The following is a 20274-nucleotide window of genomic DNA, read 5'->3' as shown; positions in this document are numbered from 1 at the left end:
TTCAGGCAAAGGAGGGTATCATGGAAAATGCAAACATCGGCTGGATTGCAGCTATTATTATCGGCGGGATTGCCGGTTGGGCTGCACAGTATATTATGAAAAGCCAAACAGGAATATTGTTAAATATTATCTTAGGGATTATTGGCGCTGCGCTAGCAAGCTTTCTTTTTAGTCTTTTAGGTGTAAGTTTTGCTGGTTGGCTTGGCTATCTTATTTCAGGTTTTATAGGAGCCTGTATTCTTATATGGATAGGACAAAAAATTCGATCATAGAGTATTTATTTTTTACACCTTTTGGGATTCAATACAAAACTAGGAAACAACTAGCAGAGTTTGAAATATTCCCCTGTAACTTGTTGTTACCAATTTTGATATGATGGTGAGATGCTTAAGCTGCGATTTTAGGCATACACCATCACCGTATTATAAAACCAAATGCAGTAAAGAACTTTATAACGCACCATTTCATACCTATATAAACTTACGCATAGCAGGAGAGATATGTTGCGTTACTTTAACAAAATACGAATTATTTTTGTACCACGTGCGCAAATCCAGCTTATCTCACTGTAATAACAACCCATAAGGTTACAAAAATCACTAACGATGATTAAAGATTTTACCGTATAATGCTTAACACCTATACACTCTATCAACAATACCCTTTTTACCGAAAAACTCGAAGCGCTTTTTTACATTCTTAAGAAATAAGAAAGAGAAGGTAAGCACAAAATGATAAATAATTTTTCCCTAATATGTGAAATAAAATAGTATATAAAATAAATATGAAATAATATTAATGCAAACTTTATTATAAAATTACTAAACACCCTGTAATATAAAGTAATACTTCACAATTTTAATAATATAATATATTTAAACGTTTTAAAAAGTATATTCATTAATATAAACTTCTTGATTATAAAGAATACGATCTCCTTTACATCTCAATTCAAAAGTTTTGAATATCTCTTCACTTTCTAAAGTATAAAATAAAGTTTTGTTCCTCTTAAAACTTCCTCTTTATATCATCTTGCATAGATGAATTTTTAGCTCTTCTTTATATGCGTTACAAACGAATTTTAAAGTACGAAACATTTTTCCCATTGCTCTCATGCGATAAAGAAATTTCCGTAACGCATTGTGAAAGCGCCTTGAACAAAACATAATACTTTATTTTGCTTTTTTAAATGAAAATAATCCTATAATATATACTTCCTGCATATCTTCTTTTAAAGACCTTTGCTTTCGATTTTCCCTTTGATATCTTCCTGTTAAAATCTTGCTGCTTTTATACTCCTTGTATTACAATAGAGCTATCTATTTAACCCAACATAACATATGGAATAAGACTTTAGCTGTGGAGTAAAACGATGTCTGATCTTGAAGATTCCATCTTACCACCTCTAAAGTGGTTTTCTGATCAAAGTCCTCCAATACCAGAAAACGTTCGCGATTGGCTCATGGAATCGGGCTCAATGACGCTTCGATTAAAGAAATATTGTACCTGCCTCCAAGTTCAACCACAACGCGAATGTTTTATTACGCGAGATAAATTAACAGAAGAAGCAGAGCATCTCCCCGAAAGTGCGCGTTATTGGCTACGTGAAGTCATATTAATGGGAGATAATAAACCTTGGCTCCTTGGACGCACTGTAATTCCACAAGAAACCCTCCTACACAATCAAGCCTTAATGCATTTGGGAACTGTACCTCTAGGACATTATTTATTTAACAATGACAAATTAACCCGCGATTACATTCATATTGGTCAACAAGGTGCACTATGGGCACGCCGTTCCCGTTTGTGGTTAACGGGTAAGCCATTATTGCTAACTGAACTATTTTTAACAGATTCACCACTGTATCCCCACAAATAGAGGTTACTCATTTTATTCTGCATAATTTATAGATTTTATATAGCTTATAAGGGATTTAATCAGAGAAAAGAATTTCAAAATTATCTCAAGAACACATTACAAACAGAGACTTCTTTTCAAAAGATCTTTTTATTTCATAAACTCAACTTAAAAATCTCTTCCCTAGAAAAAACGTTTTAAAGTTTTGATTTTATTATCATTAAAACCAGCACTTGAATTAAAAAGATACACAACATATTGATAAAACCATCTATATTTAAATTTCTTGCTGAATAATCACCACTCTAAAATACGGAAACTTTTTATCAAAAAAATACTTTGAAACAGCAAAAAAGACAATAATACACTCCCCAAAATTGGAAATCTGTATCAATTACCTTAATCATCCTATTTTAAAATTTTTAACAGTGCTGACAATAGATCTTTTTAAAAAAGTAAAAACTCTATAATACTTTTGTTTTTTAATGGTCTAACAGCTTTGAAAAACAGAAAATATAATACATAAAAGATGTTTCATTGCTCTATGAGAGCCCAAAAAGTTTCATTGATATCAAAAAGTTATTTTTTTTATAATAGTATGTGTGTACAAATAAATGAAATTTATCAACATTCTACTGACTTACAAAGGCGACGCACAATAAAAAATATTTTCCAATCCCCTTGAATTAACAAGATCTATTGCAATTTCTTACGAAGACTATTGCACACTTTAGAAAAATTCATTTGCCCCGCATACCGTTCCTTAAGCCATGCCATCACCTTACCGATATCGCGTAATTTTTCAGCCTTTGTTTGTGCCAAAGCTTCACAAAGAACCTGTTCTACTTCCATCTCCTTAAGTTGATAGGGAAGAAATTCACGAATAACTTCTATTTCTGCTTGTCCTCTCTCTGCCAATTCCAAACAACCAGACTCTTTATAGGCTCGCATCAATTCTTCACGCTGTTGAAGCATTTTAGTGAAAACAGACTGTATCTGCTGATCATCCACTTCTAGCTTCCCCTCATCATAATAAAGAATATCACGATCCCTAACTGCAGCATTCATTAAACGAAGTGTAGCAAGACGCGCACTATCTTGCGCTTTCAAAGCAGCCCTAAGAGCCCCATCAATCTGGTTACGCAACATAAATTTATCCAATTTTGTTCAAGAAGAAGATGCCTTTTAACCAATCTTTATCCATCTTGCAATGGAGGATAAGAAAAATAATTAAGGACTCGATCTTCGAAAAGCTAAAACAAGACTTTACCTCTTCATGGAATGTACTTATACTGCCTAATTCAAGCAAAACGTTACCAGAATAATATACACAGCATCTGCTAAAGGTATGATTTTTGTGTAAAGTTGATCATTATACCTTTCAGAGAATAAATTGTGGATACATACTATGATACAAGCGACTTCACCCAGCCACCCTTGGAGTATCAAAAAACCTACAGCCCTCTTAGTCTTAGCAGATGGAACCGTTATTGAAGGCAAAGGAGCAGGTGCTACAGGTATCGCTGAAGCTGAAGTGTGTTTTAACACCGCCATCACAGGCTATGAAGAAATCCTCACAGACCCGTCATACACACAACAAATCGTTAATTTTACTTTTCCTCATATAGGAAATGTAGGGGCAAATAGCGAAGATATTGAAGATCTCTCTCCTCTCAATTGTCATGGTGCTGTTGGCGCTATTTTCAAGGCAGATATTACAAATCCTTCAAATTATCGTGCCAATGAAAATCTTCATCAATGGCTTAAAATGCGTAAAATTATTGCACTTTGTGGTATTGATACACGTGCACTCACAATTCTTATTCGTGAAAAAGGTGCACAAAATGCTGTCATTGCACATGATGCTAATGGAAATTTTGATATTCCTTCTTTAAAGAAACGTGCGCAAAAATGGCACGGTCTCGTCAATCTTGACCTTACGAAAGATGTGACATCTCAATCTTCAATGCAATGGGATGAAAAACCATGGAGTTGGAATAAAGGATACGGTACAAACAATGTGCACAATCTTCATATCATTGCAATTGACTACGGTATTAAACGTAATATTCTTCGCCTTATGGCAACACAAAAAGCCCGCATTACTGTTGTGCCTGCCCACACAACTGCAAAAGAAATTCTGGCAATGAACCCTGATGGCGTTTTTCTTTCTAATGGACCAGGAGACCCCGCAGCTACGGCTCAATATGCCATTCCAACAATCAAAACATTAATTGATCATAATTTACCAATTTTTGGAATATGTCTTGGTCATCAACTTCTCGCTCTTACGGTTGGTGCAATGACCGTGAAAATGCACCAAGGACATCATGGTGCCAACCACCCAGTTAAAGACCTTAACACTGGAAAAGTTGAGATTGTATCGATGAATCACGGTTTTGCCGTAGATTCTGCCTCTTTACCACAACATGTTCAAGAAACACATATTTCTCTCTTTGATGGCTCAAACTGTGGTATTCGAATCATTGGAAAACCTATTTTTTCTGTTCAATATCACCCTGAAGCTTCTCCGGGACCACAAGATAGCCACTACCTCTTTCAGCATTTTAGTGATCTCATTATGAATTATAAAAAAATATCTTAAAATAAAAAGCCTCACCTTTTAGCTTCTCTCCTTCAAATTATATCATCTTCCTACGCACAATTATATTATTTTTATACCTACAACTTATTGAATAAATATTCTTATTTATCATTCTGAAACTAAAAAGAGCGCTCTGAATAGCTTAAATTTTTCTCATTCCTCTCCTCTTAAGGTCGTATCCATCAAAATCATTGGCTTCTCCCCCCAAGCAAGATAAGTGGGTCGATAAAAACCATTTTTAAAAAGAGTAAAGTGCCTAACCTTCAAATAAGTATTTGATTCACAGTACAATTTTAAGCATTCTATTGTGCATGAGAAACATAATCCCTCCTAAAGAATAAAAAAATTAAAGTGTGAGACAATGCAACAAATCTCTACTTTTTAAAAGATATTGCCGTAGATGGTTTTGAAAACTGTAAAGTCGAATAAAAAAGTAATCGCAAAACAGAAAACATCTTTTCAATTTTACAACTTTATATTCTTCCAAAATGAGGTTTTCTTTTGATTCCAGAAGTTATGCCAACAAATATAAGCAATATTTTACTTCCAATTTTCCATATAAAATTTGGAATTGTTCATACAATACTGATAAATCTAACTCAGATACGTTTTAATCTTTGTTTTCAATATGCTGCTGCATTAGCATTGGATATTAATTTGCAAGCAATAGAAAAAATACGGACTCCCCTATACAAACAATATCACAAAATAAAAAAATTATTTTCACTAAATGAGAAGGATATATCGATATTCTATACAACACTTTGTGAAATAAATATCACAAAAAACTTTCTGCCTATAAAATGATACATTTTGTTTATCTTGTGCATTCTCTAGCAAAATAGTACGTACCAGCCCCTCTCAATAAATTAACGTACCCGCAAGACAAAAATAACTGTCGCAACAACAAGAAGAAAAAAGCCTCCAACAAAAGGAGCACCAGAAAAATAAAACAGTGCATTTTTATCTGTAAAACATTCAAAAAGAAACACATAAAAAACAGAACCAAATGTTAAACTCAACGAAATAACAGATGTCATCGCTCCTTGCAGTTCTCCTTGTACATTTGTCGGTACCTGCGCTGAAGCAATAGCACGTATAGGTGCATGAACAAGATACTCAAGCATAGTACACACACAAACCATATATACCATCCACCCCTGCGTCGCGAATGTATAGCCCAGCATAGCAACAGAGGCAAACAAAAGCCCCACTATAACAATATGCCAATCACTCCATCGTTTAGAAAAATAAGGCAAAATGAGAGCGACTACAATAAATTGGCCTATCCCAAAAACACTATAGGAGAGTCCAATAGAAAAAGAACTCCAATCATAGCGTTCTTTTGCAATGAAAGCCCAAATGCTTAACCATACAGATTCCGCAAACCAATAAAGAAAAAAGACCAATAACACCCAAAGAACCATCGGGTATTGTTTCAGATGCCAAAAAGCACCTAAGGGATTTGCCCGCTTAATATCAAAAAAGCGCCTATTCCATAAAGAAAGGGTTTCTGGAAGCATAACCCAAGAAAAAATAAAATTAATGAGAGAAAAACCAGCAGCAAAATAAAACGGAATACGCGGACCAAACTGACCTAAAAAACCACCAATAAACGATCCTAAAATAAACCCCAATGCGGATGCAATGCCTAACAAACCAAAATTGCGTGTACGGGTTTTATCATCGGATATATCCGCAAGATAAGCTGTACAAGTTGCAAAACTAGCGCCACTTATCCCTGACAAAAGACGTCCGATAAATAACATAGAATAGCTCCATGCTATAGCACATATGAGATTATCAAGAGCAAAGCAGATAATAGAGAGAAGCAAAATAGGACGACGACCATAACGATCAGAGAGATTGCCAATAACAGGAGCAAACAAAAACTGCATCACTGAATAAGCTGCAAGTAATTTTCCTCTTTCTACAAAAGATGTACTGACCTCTTTTCCAGTTAATTGAGAAAAATATTCAGGCAAAACAGGACAAATGATCGCAATACAAAGAATATCTAACAATAAAGTGATGAACACTAAAATGAGCCCACGCTGAACAAATTTCGGATTGAGCATTTGGTCTTGCATAACATACACACTATTTTACGCATACAATGACTCCCCCGCTCTCTTTTAACTCCCGTTTCCTTTTAAAAGTATTCTATAACCTATACTTTTCACATACAAAATAATAACAAATTAAAAATTACAAAAAGAGTCAAGATAAAAATATAAAATTATTTTTACTTGATATATAATTATCAAATTATAAAAAATATATTTTATATTAAATGAAAAAATACTTATGAGAATAAATCATTAACAATTCCTCGTAAGACATAGAATATCAAAATAATTTTATAGATATTATGATTAATTTTATAATACATTATTACCACTTATCATACTGCTAATTTTTAAAACATCAACTCTATTAGATAAATCAATAACATATAATAATTTAAATATTTAATAATCATCATAAAAATATATTAATACTGTAAAAACTGATTATATTTATTGAATCAATCAATATTATATGTTATTATTACATTCAAATCTAATAAGCATGAGAAAACAGTTCTTTTAGTACGTGTTGTTCGTGAACTGTTAAATTTAAAAATGGTGTATAAAATGCAAAAAATATCCCTATTAATTCTCACTTTAATGTTAGTGATAGGACGTGATGTCCAAAATTCTTATTCACAAGAGGGGGGGATAGAAAATAAAATAGAAACACAACAAACAACCAGCGTAGAGCTAGATCCCTATACTTTAAATAAATTAAATGCTCTTCTCAAAAAACGTTCAGAAATAAATGATCACGAAAAAGGAGCCATGATTGACTTTCTTTCTGAAGCTTTTTTAGGAACACCTTACAAAGCTAATATGTTACATGGCTCAGAAAATACACCAGAAAAACTGATTATTGATTTTAGAAGCTTAGATAACTTCACTTGTATGGATTATGTTGAAGCATTGCGCAAATCAACATCCCAAACAGAATTCATAAATAACGTCATAAAAACGCGTTATATTAACGGTAATGTTGATTTTTTAAATCGGAAACATTTTTTTACGGATTGGGCTTATAGAGAATATAAACTCGCCACTGATATTACCGCTGAAATAAGTCCCCATGCGGTAAAAATAGAAAAATATCTAAACAAAAAAGCTGATGGTGAAAGCTATCTTCCTGGACTTCCAGTTGTGAAACGCACAATAACGTATATTCCAAGTAACTTTATTAATGAAGAGGTTATAAGCCGTTTAAAATCAGGGGATTTCATTGGCATTTATGCAAAACTTGCTGGATTGGATGTAACACATGTGAGTTTCTTTATCATGACAGATAAAGGGCCGATGTTACGACATGCTCCTTCACACAAAGAAAATGAAAAAGTCGTCGATACCCCTTTTATGGATTATGTTGCAAAAACACCAGGAATCGTCGTTTTAAGAGCCCTTGAATAACATCATAGCGATATGAAATAGCTTTTCTATTCTTAATAGATATACTGAAGCTATTCAGATAAACGTCTAACTTTGTATAATCTACACGGATAAAATCATATTTGAAGAATGGCGGTTATAATTACCTTTACTGACTGAAAGCTGAAGGCAAGCAAAACTCTGTTATTTCTTGTATCATACTTTCTTTTCATATGCTCGAGCTAAGAATTATCTATAGACCACCGCCATTCTAATCTTTATGAATATAAAAAATATTTTTTGCAAGCATAAGTAAAATAAGGTATGTTATGATTATTGTCTCACAAAGTATTTTATATAAAATTTATAATTAAGCTCTATTTCCTCTCGCTCTCAAAAACAAGAGATCTATTCTTGACAGCCCCGTAAACAATACATCTTCTTAAGCCAATTTCAGCGGATAACCATTTCATGTAATTCAATTAAATGCCACCAGCAAGCCTTACTTCTCGGCATTGACCGCGCACTCAAAAAATGCTTAAGAGATCAAATTTTATAGGTCTTATCTCACCACACCTTAAATGACAGTGTACGATAACAGAATAAATCTTGCCTTAAGAGACTTTGTTTAATCTTCCCCTTTATTGATGCAAAAATACAATCAACAAAAGAGCATCATCGTATTTTCAAGAGATATGAGTTGCCACACCGTAAAAAATTAATGTTCGTAACATGACAACCCAATTGAAAAAATCTTTTTATATAAAAGGGATCACCGTTGTACCAGGAGGCAATTTTGCCTCATCTTCAGGCTCGACATGAATAGAAATACGCACATTATCAAATTCTTTTTGAAGAACAGCTTCGATTTTATCACAAATTTTATGTGCTTCTCCTACCTGCATTATAGCAGGCACAACCAAATGAAACTCTATAAAAGTAACCCTCCCAGCAACACGCGTCCGCAAATCATGGACCTCAAGCGCACCCGATGCATTTGCAGAAATCAGCTCCCGAATCCGCATGCTTTCATTCAATTCAACGCCAACATCCATTAATCCCTGAACAGCATTTCTAATCACCTTCCAGCCCTGTAAGAGAATATTAACAGCAACGATTATCGCTAAAATTGGATCTAAAGCTCCCCATCCTCCGACAAAACCAGCAATCAAACCAATTAAAATTGCAAGAGACGTAAAAACATCAGTTATAAAATGTACTCCATCAGCTTTAAGAGCCGGTGAGCGATGGAGTTTTCCCTGCCCAATAAGAACCATTCCCCACATACAGTTTATGACAGTTGCAATAAGATGAATAGCAAGCCATATTCCAGGTTTCTGCAACAATTTAACGGTAGAAAGAGCTATCCATGCTTCTCTTAAAATAACAATTGCCGCAATAATAATGAGTACCCCTTCAAGAATTGCGGAAAAATATTCCGCTTTATGATGCCCAAAGGGATGATCATGATCTGCTGGCTTCATACTCACTTTAACAGCCCACCATGCTGCCAATGATGCAAGGATATTAACGATTGATTCCAATGCATCAGAATAAAGTGCAACCGAACCTGTGATGTGATATGCCCAATATTTCAAAGCAAAAACAATACACGCAATAAAAATAGAGTATAAAGTTAAGCTTTGTATATTGATTTTTACATCCATGAACCTCATCCTTTTCTTCACGAAATAGGGAATTAATATTTTCAACCATATCATTATACTTTTGGCATAACGACGATCTTTCCTCAATATTACAGAAGCTTCATCATACAATAAACGCTTCAGCTCACCATTATTATCGTAAAAACTGCTCAGTTACACGAACAGCACCAATAAATAAAGAAGAGAGAAAATAATAGAAAGAAGAGCTTTCCCAAGAGCAATCAAACACATAACCTTCATTATTAATCGTTTTCTGAATAACTTAAAGCCATCTCACTTCTCATAAACGAAAAACTTGTTTTTGCTCAAATCTATCATAATCATGCATTTTTTTAGTCTTATGATGTGCATTATAACCCATCTATAAGCCATCTTTGCACCTTAGAAAAAATATCTTAGCACTCTACTGTAACCTTACAGGTCAACTGGATTTTAAAATATGATTTACTAAAAAATTTAGATATAGAAATGAAGAACAATGATTACCCTCAAAAAAAAGAATCTGGGCATTGGGGACCCAGATTCTTTTCCCTTAGAAATTAAGGGCATACAGAACTTGGGAAATAGCGGGGACCCAAGACACTGCACCCGATACGAGAAAAATATATGATTCCGTATCAGTATTTTCACATTATACCTATGGTTGTATATTGTCAACATAAATTCTACCATAAGTTTTAAAAAAGTATTTTTTTATCTCTTCTTTTAAAATAAAAAAATTCTAACATCTGGAAATCATAAGAAAAAAGCACTAAAAATCTCGCATGCATTTGAATATCACAACAATCAATGAAACAGATGATCCACGCCTAAAAGCCTATCATAATATCCGTGAAAAAGATCTTGTTGGACGGCAACATCAATTTATTGCTGAAAGCAAAGTAACTTTGTCCGCATTACTGCACTCAAAAGAGTTTTCTGCCATCTCACTGCTTATCTTAGCAAACCGTCTCTCTGGACTTCTACCGCTTTTAGAAAAAACACAGCCCCTATGTCCCATTTATTGCGTTCCACAAAAAGTTATGGATAATATCACCGGTTTCCATGTTCATCGTGGTGTTCTGGGTATTGGTAAACGCAAAATACTGCCATCTTTACAAAGTTTTTTACAATATCTTCCAGAAAAAGCTTTGATTCTTGTTTTATGTGGTATCTCGAATCACGATAATATGGGATCAATTTTTCGTAATGCAGCAGCCTTTGCCAGTAATGGCATTATTGTCGACAAAACCTCATGCGATCCACTTTATCGCAAATCAATAAGAGTTTCTGCCGGTGCTGCTTTAAAAGTACCCTATACACAAAACGCTGATATAGATGACATTATAGCTGCTCTAAACGATGAAAACTTTCATCTTTATGCACTCTCCCCTTCTGCCTCACACACTCTCAAACAAGCCAACAAAACCAAAAGAATGGCACTTATTTTTGGAACAGAAGGCGATGGCTTACCACCCCATATACTACAACAATCAAACACCTTACGTATTCCCATGACTGACGGTTTTGACAGCCTTAATGTTGCCACAGCCTCAGGTATTGCACTTGCTCATTTTACCAACTTTGACCACTAAAGATGATAACACTTCAAGTTATAGAACATACCTAATGTTGTGTGTTATCTACCAGTCTCCAATAATATTGCCGTTCCCTAGCCTTTGAAAGCATTGATAAAAAACATTTTTACATTTTTTTCATCACTTTCCACACCCTAACCCCACTTATGACGTGCAGAAGATATAATGTTGATGGATTCAATCATAAAACAAACTTTCAATGAGAAAATCTTCCGGAAGTCTCTCATTCAAGTTTAAGGTTAAAGATATCATTAAATCAATTTACTATGCTTTATAAAGCTGTTGTTTTTAGTTCTGAGGAAACAGAATCTTTTGTTTCGAGATTGCATAAAACGCGCTTCAACATCATTTCAGTATCGGCTGCACGTTCTGAATGTGTTACAAATCCTCCCCCAAGAATACGCGCCTCATGACCATTTCCATCATAAAGAACGCAAGCTTGCCCTGGTGCCACACCATTTTCACATTCCAATAAATCAACGGAAAAAATACCTTCTTTATAATGTAAGCGCGCAAGATGAGGAGGACGCGTTGAACGCACCTTTACAGCCACCTCAATACCTTGAGAAGGGAAATTATCTAACGACTCATCACCAAGCCAATTCACATCACGTAAAAAAAGCTTATGCGTTTCTAACATTTCACGCGGTCCAACAATAACACGTGCATTTTCCACATCGAGATAAACCACATAAAGCGCTTCACCCGTTGACACCCCAATACCACGACGTTGACCAACCGTATAATTAACAATTCCCGAATGTTTACCTAAAATCTTTCCATCAATATGGACAATAACGCCAGGATTAGCTGCTTCTGGACGCAGTTTTGCGATAACATCTGAATATTTTCCTTGTGGAACAAAACAAATATCCTGACTATCATGCTTATTGGCAACCACAAAGCCCATTTCTGCTGCCATTTCACGAACGCGGGCTTTTGGAAGGTTACCAAGTGGAAAACGCAAATAATCAATCTGTTCTTGTGTCGTTGCAAAGAGAAAATAACTCTGATCACGATCATTATCGAGAGGACGAAAGAGTGCTCGATGCGCTCCGTGGGAACGCGAACGAATATAATGTCCCGTAGCCAAAGCATCTGCCCCCAATTCGCGTGCCGTTGCTAATAAATCAGCAAACTTAACCGTTTGATTACATGCAATACATGGTACTGGGGTCTCTCCATGAGCATAACTTTCTGCAAAAGGATCAATAACAGCTTCGCGAAAGCGCTTTTCATAATCAAGAACATAATGCGGTATTCCTAGTGTTTCTGCAACGCGGCGTGCATCCTCAATATCTTGTCCTGCACAACACGCCCCCACCCGATGCGTTGCTTCCCCATGATCATAAAGCTGCAACGTAATGCCAATAACATTATACCCTTCCTTTTTCAAAAGACCTGCAACAACCGATGAATCAACCCCTCCCGACATTGCAACAACAATGCGAGAATCCTCAGGTTGCCCTGGTAAATCAAGACTGTTTAAAAACATGTATTCATTCTCTATTTAATGCTCTGTTTAATGGCTACCCATATGTTGACATTCTGATGCACGCTCTTTAGCACTTTTACATGATTGATTGTCTTTATATTATTTTTTTATCCTTTCCACAACCATAGGCATTACTTTCTTAAGAGCTGCTGCAAACAAAAAAAGAATGATGGAAATAAGGCATAATGGTAATCGTTTAGGAGAAATCCTTTTTTCTCTTTTGAAAAATCCAGTAAAATATTGCAAGAATCTCTTCTACACACTTCAACTTGAGCTTCTTTTTACATACCCAATCACTTTATTAATTTTTTCTTTCAGCGCTTTTAGCTCTTTTTTAAATTTCATGCTCTATAAACGAATCAAGTCCTTGACTAAAGGTAGAGGATACGAATGAGCAACTTGATAAAAACACAAATGAAATATGTTATTGGGCCAGATGGAAGTCCGCTTACAATTGCCGACCTACCGCCGCAAACAACACGGCGCTGGGTGATTCGTCGCAAAGCTGAAGTTGTTGCGGCTGTCAGAGGTGGATTGTTAAGTCTTGACGAAGCGTGCCACCGTTATACTTTGACTGTAGAAGAATTTCTTTCATGGCAAAGTTTAATCGATGAACACGGTTTAGCGGGATTACGAACGACCAAGATTCAACACTACAGGCATTAAGTTGCCATTGATTAATAAAACATAAAGCAATCTATAAAACAGCCAAACTTGATAAAAGTTTGGCTGTTTTATACTATATCCAAAAGATAAACCTGAAAGAATGGATTTTTCAATAATTGCTTTTATCATCCAGCCATTAAATTAGCCAACCATTGAATTAGATTGAATCAAAATATCCTTATCATCCGCAGCAATCTTCTTTTCTCGTGCTTCCAAAAGCTGTGCACGTTGCAGCTCTGTATTAGCTTCATGGAGAGCAATTTCAGCATTTGTTTTTTGAAGTTCTAAATCACGAATTGAATTGATCAGATTATCACGTCTTTGCCGCGCTGCACGCGCAAAAGCAGAATAAGCAAAATGGTGAACATCATTGTTTCCAGATTTACGTTCTTCATGAGTAATCTGTGCTTCCAACTCTAACACCATTCGTTCAAATTCTGCGATCATCATCTCAAGCTGTGCAATTTCACGGCGCTTTCCACGCACTTGAAACATCCTTAATCGCACCATATTTTCTCGTGGCTTCATACTCACTACTCCTTGATTGCGCCAACTCAAAACTCGCATTCACACCCAATAAATATCTTTTAGTTATATATCTATCCGACAAAAACAGTCTATTAACTTGAAATTATAATAATTTTTGCCTTTCATTAAAGCATCTGAAAATACAATCTGCTTTAATAGAGCAATAACTATTTCTTTAACTTTTCCCCTATTATAAACTGAAGAGGTTTAAAGCTCAGTAAATAAACACTGAAATTGTAAAAAAGTAATTTATAAAGCTCTTTTACAAATTTTTTTAAGTTAAAGTTTATAGAAAAAGCCCTCCTTTTTTATTATGTTAAAAAATATAGGATTTTTCTAAAATAATTTTGTAGCCTCTTTCAAAAATAACAATATTTTGTTAACCACTATCATGGATAGTGGGGAATTTAGTAGTGATTGTTACGCGTACTACTGAAATGTTCATAAACGCTTTGTTATAAGTGTTTGATTTAATGAATTGTTTTTATAACAGTGGTTTTGCTAACTGATATAAAATAGAAATGCTCCTTATGATTCGTGAAGGAGCAAAGTGAGGGATCTAAAATGCGCGTATTATTAATTGAAGATGATAGAGCAGTTACTCAAAGCATTGAGTTGATGTTAAAGTCGGCTAACTTTAATGTTTATATCACTGATCTGGGTGAAGAAGGTATCGATTTAGGAAAACTCTATGATTATGATATCATTTTGCTTGATCTGAATTTGCCTGACATGTCAGGGTATGATGTCTTGCGGACTCTAAGGTTGGCAAAAATAAAAACTCCTGTCCTAATCCTTTCTGGTATGAATGCCATTGAAGATAAGGTTCGTGGTTTTGGCTTTGGAGCAGACGACTATATGACGAAGCCTTTTCATAAGGATGAGCTCATTGCACGTATCCATGCAGTTGTTCGTCGTTCAAAAGGACATGCACAATCGGTTATTGTTACCGGAGATCTCACCGTTAACCTTGACACAAAAACTGTCGAAGTTGCAGGGCGCCCTGTTCATTTAACCGGTAAAGAATACCAAATGTTAGAGCTTCTCTCTTTACGCAAAGGCACCACCCTTACCAAGGAAATGTTTCTCAATCATCTCTATGGTGGAATGGATGAACCAGAACTAAAGATTATCGATGTTTTTATCTGTAAATTGCGGAAAAAATTGGAAGCAGTCTCTTCCAGTGTAAATTACATTGATACAGTTTGGGGACGTGGTTATGTATTACGTGATCCAGTTGAAGAGAACGTACGAAAAACCGCTTAAGCAGTGAATATGCACATTGTAAAATCTCGGAGTGTAGCGGGCCGAGATTTTTTCCCCGAGATCTTTTCTCTATTAAAAGTAGAGAACTCGCACACTAAAAATCTCATATAGAAAGCGCTTAAAGCTTAAGAAGTAACCACACCCAATTTACACATATAACCTTATCGCTCATAAGTTCAATCGAAGCCACTTTTCCCAACACAGTTTAAGCGCTTCTCTCTTATTCAAAGCTTTTTTACACTTTCTAAAACAATACAACCATCACTTTCATCAATATTTATTTTCATCTCTGTCATCTGAGCAAGTAACATTGTGTAATAAAATTGGATGACATGTGCATCAATAAGCTCTTCTTGAACTTCTCCACGAAATAACGCAAGAAAATGAGGGGGGATACGGAGAGTTCTACCGAAAACCTCAAATCGAAAAGAACGTTTATTTTCTTCTTGCAAAATCATAACAACAATTTCACCACCACGAGAAACTGTTGCGTTTGCAATCAATAATAAATTAAGCAAAAGTTTAACTTCATCTTTTTCTAACAATAAAGAAGAAGCTTGCCATTTTAAAGTTGCTTTTTCTTCTTTCATATATTGTTGAGCAACCTGCTCTGCAGTCCGTGTATCTATTTGTCCTCCGCTTGCACCAGCAAAACCAAAAGCCAATCGCGCAAATTGTAGACGTGCAGCAGCACTCGCAACGGATAAACGCACCAATTGTAAAGCATCTTCTTCAGCTCCTCCTTCATCATAAAGCTCCATTGCATTTTGAATAGCCCCCACAGGTGAAATCAAATCATGGCAAATACGACTACAAAGCAAAGCAGCAAGATCCATAGGCTTCAAAGAAATATCTAACGTCATAATGATTGAAAACTCCTAGATTCAAAAAAACAAACTTTATTTTAAAGAAAAACTCTTAACATCTGATGCATAATAGGAAACATTAACAATCATGCTAAAAAATTCAGAAATAAATTCAAGAATTTAAATAACCTTATATCTTATTTTTTATTTGAATAGAATGAAAATTCTAATATTATCTTTTTGTTTATCACTAATAAAAGGAGAAAACTCCATGGCTCTCTCTCTGCTCAAATACTGGTACAAAAATATTATATCTTTAATCTTCCTTTTATTCATCACCATAAACACTACACAAGCTCGACTAAAACCAATAGAGCAAAACGAACCTCATTATTCACTCCAAGAAATTATTGATTCTGGTCATATTTTTTTTGGAAAAACAGCTAGTGGTCTGGCTGTTGCAATTCAAAATATTTTTTCAAAATACGGTTATCCCAATGCCTATATTTTAGGAGAAGAAGCTTCTGGTGCCTTTTTTGCTGGATTAACCTATGGCGAAGGAATAGTTTTTACCAAAAGCTATGGTCAACATAAAGTTTTTTGGCAAGGTCCCTCAGTAGGATGGGATTTTGGCGGCCAAGGCTCCCGTTTAATGATCTTAGTTTACAATCTTAATGGCATAAATAATTTATGGAGACGCTATGGTGGTATTTCAGGTTCGGCCTATTTAATTGCAGGTGTTGGTTTTCATGTCCTAAAATACCATAATACCCTGTTAATCCCAATACGTACAGGAGTCGGCGCACGCCTTGGTATCAATATAGGATATTTAAAATTAACACATAGACCGACATGGAATCCGTTTTAAACGTATTCTTATTTGAAAAGGGGTATTATGCTTATTCAATCATTTCTTTTTTTTATACTTGGAGTTGCTTTCACTTCCTGGTTACTGGTGCTTTTATCTCCTTTTATTTGGCGTAAAGCCGTTCATTTTGCGTATAAAGATGTTTGTGCGAAAATGCCATTATCACTCGCGGAAATAGAAGCAAATCACGATTTTCTTCGTGCACAACATGCTGTAGAATTAGCAAACAACCAACAAAAGTACGAATTTTTGCAAAAAAAATATGTCCAACAAAAAATACAACTGAGCCAAGTAACAGAACAGTTTTATCGGCTATGCCTCCCCACAAAAGATACTCTCACCAAAGAAGCCGATAGCAATCAAACAAAATATCGCCACACTACACACTTCCAAAGGAAAGACAAATGATGCGTGAAAAATTCGCACACTATCAGCAACGCTTACGAAAAATTCAAACTCATGAGCTGGACACGACCGCTAACCACCAATTGCTAGAAGAACTCCGAGAAGAAACAAAAGAACTTGCAGCAACATTAGCAGCTCAAATAGCGCTACAAGAGGGGAATACATCACCCATCAACACATTGATTCAAAAATCCAAAAGCAAAAATGACCTAGCATCACGTATTCGCCAAAAAATAACTTTTCTCTCCAAAAGCCCCGTTAAATAAGTTATCTTTTAAAACACCTTAAATGAAGAGTAAAATCAACAAAGGTTCATTGTAACTTTCATAACCTAAATCCTTTTTATTAAACGTGACTTTTTTGCTAAGCTAAAGGACAAAGTTTCTTAGCCCATACCGTTCTGTTAAAAAATATCTTCTTGTCTAGAAGCTTCACTTTCTAATCATATCACCGCTCTAAAGGACAACATTTCATAGGTCCTAGAAAGGAAATAATACCAAAACATTGGCCACACACTCTAACAAAAAATACCTTCTAAGATGGATCACCAATAAAGCTTTGACCATAATTTTAAGGATAAAAACACGCTCTCAAGAGTGATAAAAATCTCTTATTTTTTTGATAATCATATCCTGATCCGTTTGTGTCAAGTAAGGATGCATTGGTAAACTTAAAACACACCCTCCTAAAGACTCTGAAACAGAAAGGGAATCTTTTACATAAGGGAAGTGTTTATAAGCTGGCTGTTGATGTAAAGGAGTTTTATAATAAATCATTGTAGGGATAGAATTTTTTTGTAAAAAATCTTTTAATTTATCCCGTTCTTTTACCTTAATCGTATATTGTGCATAAGCAGAACGAATATTTTCTCCTATTTCTGGAACTGTAACAATATCTCTTAAGCCATTGGAATAGCGTTGAGCAATTTCCACACGCTTTTCCATTTCATCTTCAAAAATCGCAAACTTTTCTAGTAAAATTGCAGCCTGAATGCTATCTAGACGCGAATTCATACCAATACGTACATTGTCATATTGCGTTTCACCTTTACCATGAAACAAAATAGAGCGTAAAAGTTCTGCAAAATGATCATCATTGGTCATCATAGCGCCTCCATCGCCATAACATCCTAATGGTTTTGCAGGATAAAAACTTGTAGCAGCCACATCACCAAAAGCACCACACATAGTATTACCGCTTCTCCCCCCCATAGATTGAGCAGCATCTTCAATTATAAAAAGATTTTCCTTTGCAGCCACTTGAGCAATTTGCACATAGTCAGCAGAAAGCCCAAATAAATCAACGGCAATAATAGCTTTTGGCTTTAGACGTCCCTCTTTTTTTACCATTTCGATAGCGTGAGAAAGTTTTTCAACATCAATATTGAATGTATCAGGTAAAACATCAACAAAAACAGGTTTAGCCCCCACCAAAGCAACCACTTCAGCCGTTGCTGAAAATGTAAAACTAGGACAAAAAACAGCATCCCCTGGACCAATATTTTTAGCCATAAGAGGCATCTTCAAAGCATCTGTTCCATTAGCACATGCAATCACATGTTTAACGCCAAGATATTCTGCCAATTTCTCTTCAAATTCTGTTACTTTTGGTCCCAAAATATACTTACCACTAGCGACTACATGCGCAATTGCAAAATTAATTTTATCTTCAATACGCGCACGCTGCGCCCCAAGGTCGATGAATTGCATATTAACTCCATTGATCATCACAAGAATGCAAAAGCGCTACCTATCTCTTTTATCTATCATAATTGACATCAGCAGCTGTTAAAATCCGTAAAACCGCAATAGCATCATCACCATTTGTACGAGGTGATTGACGCGTTTCAATACAATGGAGGAAATGCCGTAATTCGCAAGTAAGCGGCAAATCTTCACAAACATCAATGTAATTCAGCTCATCCATGCTAAAAGCCCACTCTTGATTTTCTTTCCAAACGGCAAAATAGTGCATTGCCAATTTACGACTCCACGGTTCCATATCATCAAAAACGAGTATAGCCTTTGTTCCAACAACAATTAAACGCCTCTCACGATAAGAACTCAAGCGTGAAGTAAAAAGATGACTACGCACGCCATTTGGAAAAATCATATGAATATGAGAAAAATCAGAAATCTGATCAACGACAGCAGCCCCCTCACCGCGAATTTCGGAAGGTTCACATCCTGTCAACGCCAAAATCATTGAGAGATCATGAGGGGCAAGATCCCATAAAGCATCACTGTGTGTGTGAAATTTTCCAAAGCCTAATCTATGAGAATAAATATATCGCACATCTCCCACATCTCCGTTTTTCACCAATTCACACATTTTTTCAAAAGCTGGATGAAAACGCAAAATATGGCCCACCATAAAAACTCGCTCATAGGCCTCAGCCTCCTGAACTTGGCGTTTAGCATCAGAAACATTCAAGGCTATTGGTTTTTCCACCAAAACATCTTTACCATTTTTAACAGCACGGAGCACATTTTGCGTATGCAATTGTGGCGGCAACGCTAATACCAGCGCATCAATATCTCGATGCGTAAAAAGATCATCTGGTGTAACAACCTCTACACCATACAGTGTTGCAAAACTAGCAGCACGATCATTATCAATATCAGAAACTGCTGCTAAAGCCCCGAGAGAGTGGAGTGTCCGTATATGATTTTCACCCCAATGACCGCATCCTAAAACCGCTACACGTGGCACCATTTTCATGCCTTACCTTACTTTATCATATGAAAATTACACTTTTACATATCGAGGATAAAATAGAATGACAAGAGAAAAGCTTAAAAACGATGCTTGACATCTTACTATTCTACCCCTTATATCCGCAAAAGATGTAATTATTGACAATTATGATTGCTTATTTTGGCGGAGTAGCTCAGTAGGTTAGAGCAGAGGAATCATAATCCTTGTGTCGGGGGTTCAAATCCCTCCTCCGCTACCATTACTTGTTTGTTGTAGCTTGTAGCTGTAGCTTGCCTGTAGCTTGTCAGCGGGTGTAGCTTGTGTAGCTTGCCAGCAGGTTTTGTATATTTTGACACTAGGTTTTGTACCAATTTATTTTTTCTCAAAGAGTTTTAAAGGATC

The 20274-nt window shown here is 35.5% G+C and carries 16 protein-coding genes, 1 tRNA gene and 1 pseudogene; 10 read left to right on the top strand and 8 right to left on the bottom strand.

The window, feature by feature from the left end; translation table 11 throughout:
• Positions 1 to 20: 20 nt before the first annotated feature.
• Together ACFIL7_RS03560 and ubiC are read left to right on the top strand one after the other, a co-directional pair.
• Positions 21 to 272 (top strand): GlsB/YeaQ/YmgE family stress response membrane protein, encoded by a 252-nt coding sequence (locus ACFIL7_RS03560; RefSeq protein ID WP_375611967.1) that lies wholly within the window; start codon positions 21 to 23, stop codon positions 270 to 272.
• Positions 273 to 1372: 1100 nt separating this feature from the next.
• Positions 1373 to 1879 (top strand): chorismate lyase, encoded by a 507-nt coding sequence (gene ubiC, locus ACFIL7_RS03555; RefSeq protein WP_375633038.1) that lies wholly within the window; start codon positions 1373 to 1375, stop codon positions 1877 to 1879.
• A 675-nt stretch (positions 1880 to 2554) separates the two neighbouring features.
• Here ubiC and ACFIL7_RS03550 read toward each other — a convergent pair.
• On the bottom strand, positions 2555 to 3007 hold the full coding sequence (locus tag ACFIL7_RS03550) for a GatB/YqeY domain-containing protein (protein WP_375609255.1): 453 nt from the start codon (positions 3005 to 3007) through the stop codon (positions 2555 to 2557).
• A gap of 259 nt (positions 3008 to 3266) precedes the next feature.
• Between ACFIL7_RS03550 and carA the strand changes: the two genes are divergently transcribed.
• The gene (gene carA, locus ACFIL7_RS03545; protein ID WP_375634636.1) at positions 3267 to 4463 is read left to right on the top strand and encodes a glutamine-hydrolyzing carbamoyl-phosphate synthase small subunit; all 1197 of its coding nucleotides are present in this window, start codon (positions 3267 to 3269) and stop codon (positions 4461 to 4463) included.
• A gap of 869 nt (positions 4464 to 5332) precedes the next feature.
• Here carA and ACFIL7_RS03540 read toward each other — a convergent pair.
• Positions 5333 to 6553 (bottom strand): MFS transporter, encoded by a 1221-nt coding sequence (locus tag ACFIL7_RS03540; RefSeq protein WP_375618195.1) that lies wholly within the window; start codon positions 6551 to 6553, stop codon positions 5333 to 5335.
• Between the two features lie 546 nt (positions 6554 to 7099).
• Here ACFIL7_RS03540 and ACFIL7_RS03535 point away from each other — a divergent pair.
• Entirely contained in the window at positions 7100 to 7939 is an 840-nt protein-coding gene (locus ACFIL7_RS03535; protein WP_375618194.1) for a DUF1460 domain-containing protein, read from the top strand.
• A 716-nt stretch (positions 7940 to 8655) separates the two neighbouring features.
• Here ACFIL7_RS03535 and ACFIL7_RS03530 read toward each other — a convergent pair.
• A complete protein-coding gene (locus ACFIL7_RS03530; protein WP_375618193.1) occupies positions 8656 to 9564 on the bottom strand; it encodes a cation diffusion facilitator family transporter in 909 nt (302 codons plus the stop codon).
• Positions 9565 to 10328: 764 nt separating this feature from the next.
• On the opposite strand from ACFIL7_RS03530, the gene ACFIL7_RS03525 reads away from it, so the two are divergent.
• Entirely contained in the window at positions 10329 to 11138 is an 810-nt protein-coding gene (locus ACFIL7_RS03525; protein WP_375633042.1) for a TrmH family RNA methyltransferase, read from the top strand.
• A gap of 274 nt (positions 11139 to 11412) precedes the next feature.
• Here ACFIL7_RS03525 and mnmA read toward each other — a convergent pair whose 3' ends face one another.
• On the bottom strand, positions 11413 to 12636 hold the full coding sequence (mnmA, locus tag ACFIL7_RS03520) for a tRNA 2-thiouridine(34) synthase MnmA (protein WP_375633044.1): 1224 nt from the start codon (positions 12634 to 12636) through the stop codon (positions 11413 to 11415).
• A gap of 390 nt (positions 12637 to 13026) precedes the next feature.
• Here mnmA and ACFIL7_RS03515 point away from each other — a divergent pair, with 390 nt between their 5' ends.
• Positions 13027 to 13302 carry a DUF1153 domain-containing protein gene (locus ACFIL7_RS03515; RefSeq protein ID WP_273790817.1) on the top strand — a complete coding sequence of 92 codons (276 nt, stop codon included), beginning with the start codon at positions 13027 to 13029 and terminating at the stop codon, positions 13300 to 13302.
• 141 nt (positions 13303 to 13443) lie between these two features.
• On the opposite strand, the gene ACFIL7_RS03510 is transcribed toward ACFIL7_RS03515, so the two are convergent.
• The gene (locus tag ACFIL7_RS03510; RefSeq protein WP_375606932.1) at positions 13444 to 13830 is read right to left on the bottom strand and encodes a flagellar export protein FliJ; all 387 of its coding nucleotides are present in this window, start codon (positions 13828 to 13830) and stop codon (positions 13444 to 13446) included.
• A 564-nt stretch (positions 13831 to 14394) separates the two neighbouring features.
• On the opposite strand from ACFIL7_RS03510, the gene ctrA reads away from it, so the two are divergent.
• The gene (ctrA, locus tag ACFIL7_RS03505) at positions 14395 to 15096 is read left to right on the top strand and encodes a response regulator transcription factor CtrA (protein WP_273790819.1); all 702 of its coding nucleotides are present in this window, start codon (positions 14395 to 14397) and stop codon (positions 15094 to 15096) included.
• Positions 15097 to 15320: 224 nt separating this feature from the next.
• Here the strand turns inward: ctrA and chpT are convergent, their stop codons facing one another.
• A complete protein-coding gene (gene chpT / locus ACFIL7_RS03500) occupies positions 15321 to 15959 on the bottom strand; it encodes a histidine phosphotransferase ChpT (RefSeq protein WP_375632317.1) in 639 nt (212 codons plus the stop codon).
• 214 nt (positions 15960 to 16173) lie between these two features.
• Here chpT and ACFIL7_RS03495 point away from each other — a divergent pair, with 214 nt between their 5' ends.
• Together ACFIL7_RS03495 and ACFIL7_RS03490 are read left to right on the top strand one after the other, a co-directional pair.
• Positions 16174 to 16770: a DUF1134 domain-containing protein gene (locus ACFIL7_RS03495; protein ID WP_375633046.1), complete on the top strand. Its 597-nt coding sequence runs from the start codon at positions 16174 to 16176 to the stop codon at positions 16768 to 16770.
• Positions 16771 to 16797: 27 nt separating this feature from the next.
• Positions 16798 to 17441: pseudogene (locus tag ACFIL7_RS03490) on the top strand (hypothetical protein).
• A 324-nt stretch (positions 17442 to 17765) separates the two neighbouring features.
• On the opposite strand, the gene ACFIL7_RS03485 reads toward ACFIL7_RS03490, so the two are convergent.
• Together ACFIL7_RS03485 and ACFIL7_RS03480 are read right to left on the bottom strand one after the other, a co-directional pair.
• Positions 17766 to 18884, bottom strand: a complete 1119-nt coding sequence (locus ACFIL7_RS03485; protein ID WP_375633048.1) for a DegT/DnrJ/EryC1/StrS family aminotransferase — start codon at positions 18882 to 18884, stop codon at positions 17766 to 17768.
• A 49-nt stretch (positions 18885 to 18933) separates the two neighbouring features.
• On the bottom strand, positions 18934 to 19890 hold the full coding sequence (locus tag ACFIL7_RS03480) for a Gfo/Idh/MocA family protein (RefSeq protein WP_375633056.1): 957 nt from the start codon (positions 19888 to 19890) through the stop codon (positions 18934 to 18936).
• A gap of 164 nt (positions 19891 to 20054) precedes the next feature.
• Between ACFIL7_RS03480 and ACFIL7_RS03475 the strand changes: the two genes are divergently transcribed.
• Positions 20055 to 20131, top strand: a tRNA-Met gene (locus ACFIL7_RS03475).
• The last annotated feature ends 143 nt before the right edge of the window (positions 20132 to 20274 follow it).

The sequence above is a fragment of the Bartonella sp. AP3QHHD genome, assembly GCF_042195765.1.
Taxonomy (GTDB): Bacteria; Pseudomonadota; Alphaproteobacteria; order Rhizobiales; family Rhizobiaceae; genus Bartonella.
This window is presented reverse-complemented; position numbering and strand designations above follow the sequence as displayed.

Bases quoted from the DNA above. Each gene is read 5' to 3' on its own strand.
- ACFIL7_RS03560 (WP_375611967.1), top strand. From the start codon at position 21: ATGGAAAATGCAAACATCGGCTGGATTGCAGCTATTATTATCGGCGGG.
- ubiC (WP_375633038.1), top strand. From the start codon at position 1,373: ATGTCTGATCTTGAAGATTCCATCTTACCACCTCTAAAGTGGTTTTCT.
- ACFIL7_RS03550 (WP_375609255.1), bottom strand. From the start codon at position 3,007: ATGTTGCGTAACCAGATTGATGGGGCTCTTAGGGCTGCTTTGAAAGCG.
- carA (WP_375634636.1), top strand. From the start codon at position 3,267: ATGATACAAGCGACTTCACCCAGCCACCCTTGGAGTATCAAAAAACCT.
- ACFIL7_RS03540 (WP_375618195.1), bottom strand. From the start codon at position 6,553: ATGCAAGACCAAATGCTCAATCCGAAATTTGTTCAGCGTGGGCTCATT.
- ACFIL7_RS03535 (WP_375618194.1), top strand. From the start codon at position 7,100: ATGCAAAAAATATCCCTATTAATTCTCACTTTAATGTTAGTGATAGGA.
- ACFIL7_RS03530 (WP_375618193.1), bottom strand. From the start codon at position 9,564: ATGGATGTAAAAATCAATATACAAAGCTTAACTTTATACTCTATTTTT.
- ACFIL7_RS03525 (WP_375633042.1), top strand. From the start codon at position 10,329: ATGCATTTGAATATCACAACAATCAATGAAACAGATGATCCACGCCTA.
- mnmA (WP_375633044.1), bottom strand. From the start codon at position 12,636: ATGTTTTTAAACAGTCTTGATTTACCAGGGCAACCTGAGGATTCTCGC.
- ACFIL7_RS03515 (WP_273790817.1), top strand. From the start codon at position 13,027: ATGAGCAACTTGATAAAAACACAAATGAAATATGTTATTGGGCCAGAT.
- ACFIL7_RS03510 (WP_375606932.1), bottom strand. From the start codon at position 13,830: ATGAAGCCACGAGAAAATATGGTGCGATTAAGGATGTTTCAAGTGCGT.
- ctrA (WP_273790819.1), top strand. From the start codon at position 14,395: ATGCGCGTATTATTAATTGAAGATGATAGAGCAGTTACTCAAAGCATT.
- chpT (WP_375632317.1), bottom strand. From the start codon at position 15,959: ATGACGTTAGATATTTCTTTGAAGCCTATGGATCTTGCTGCTTTGCTT.
- ACFIL7_RS03495 (WP_375633046.1), top strand. From the start codon at position 16,174: ATGGCTCTCTCTCTGCTCAAATACTGGTACAAAAATATTATATCTTTA.
- ACFIL7_RS03485 (WP_375633048.1), bottom strand. From the start codon at position 18,884: ATGCAATTCATCGACCTTGGGGCGCAGCGTGCGCGTATTGAAGATAAA.
- ACFIL7_RS03480 (WP_375633056.1), bottom strand. From the start codon at position 19,890: ATGGTGCCACGTGTAGCGGTTTTAGGATGCGGTCATTGGGGTGAAAAT.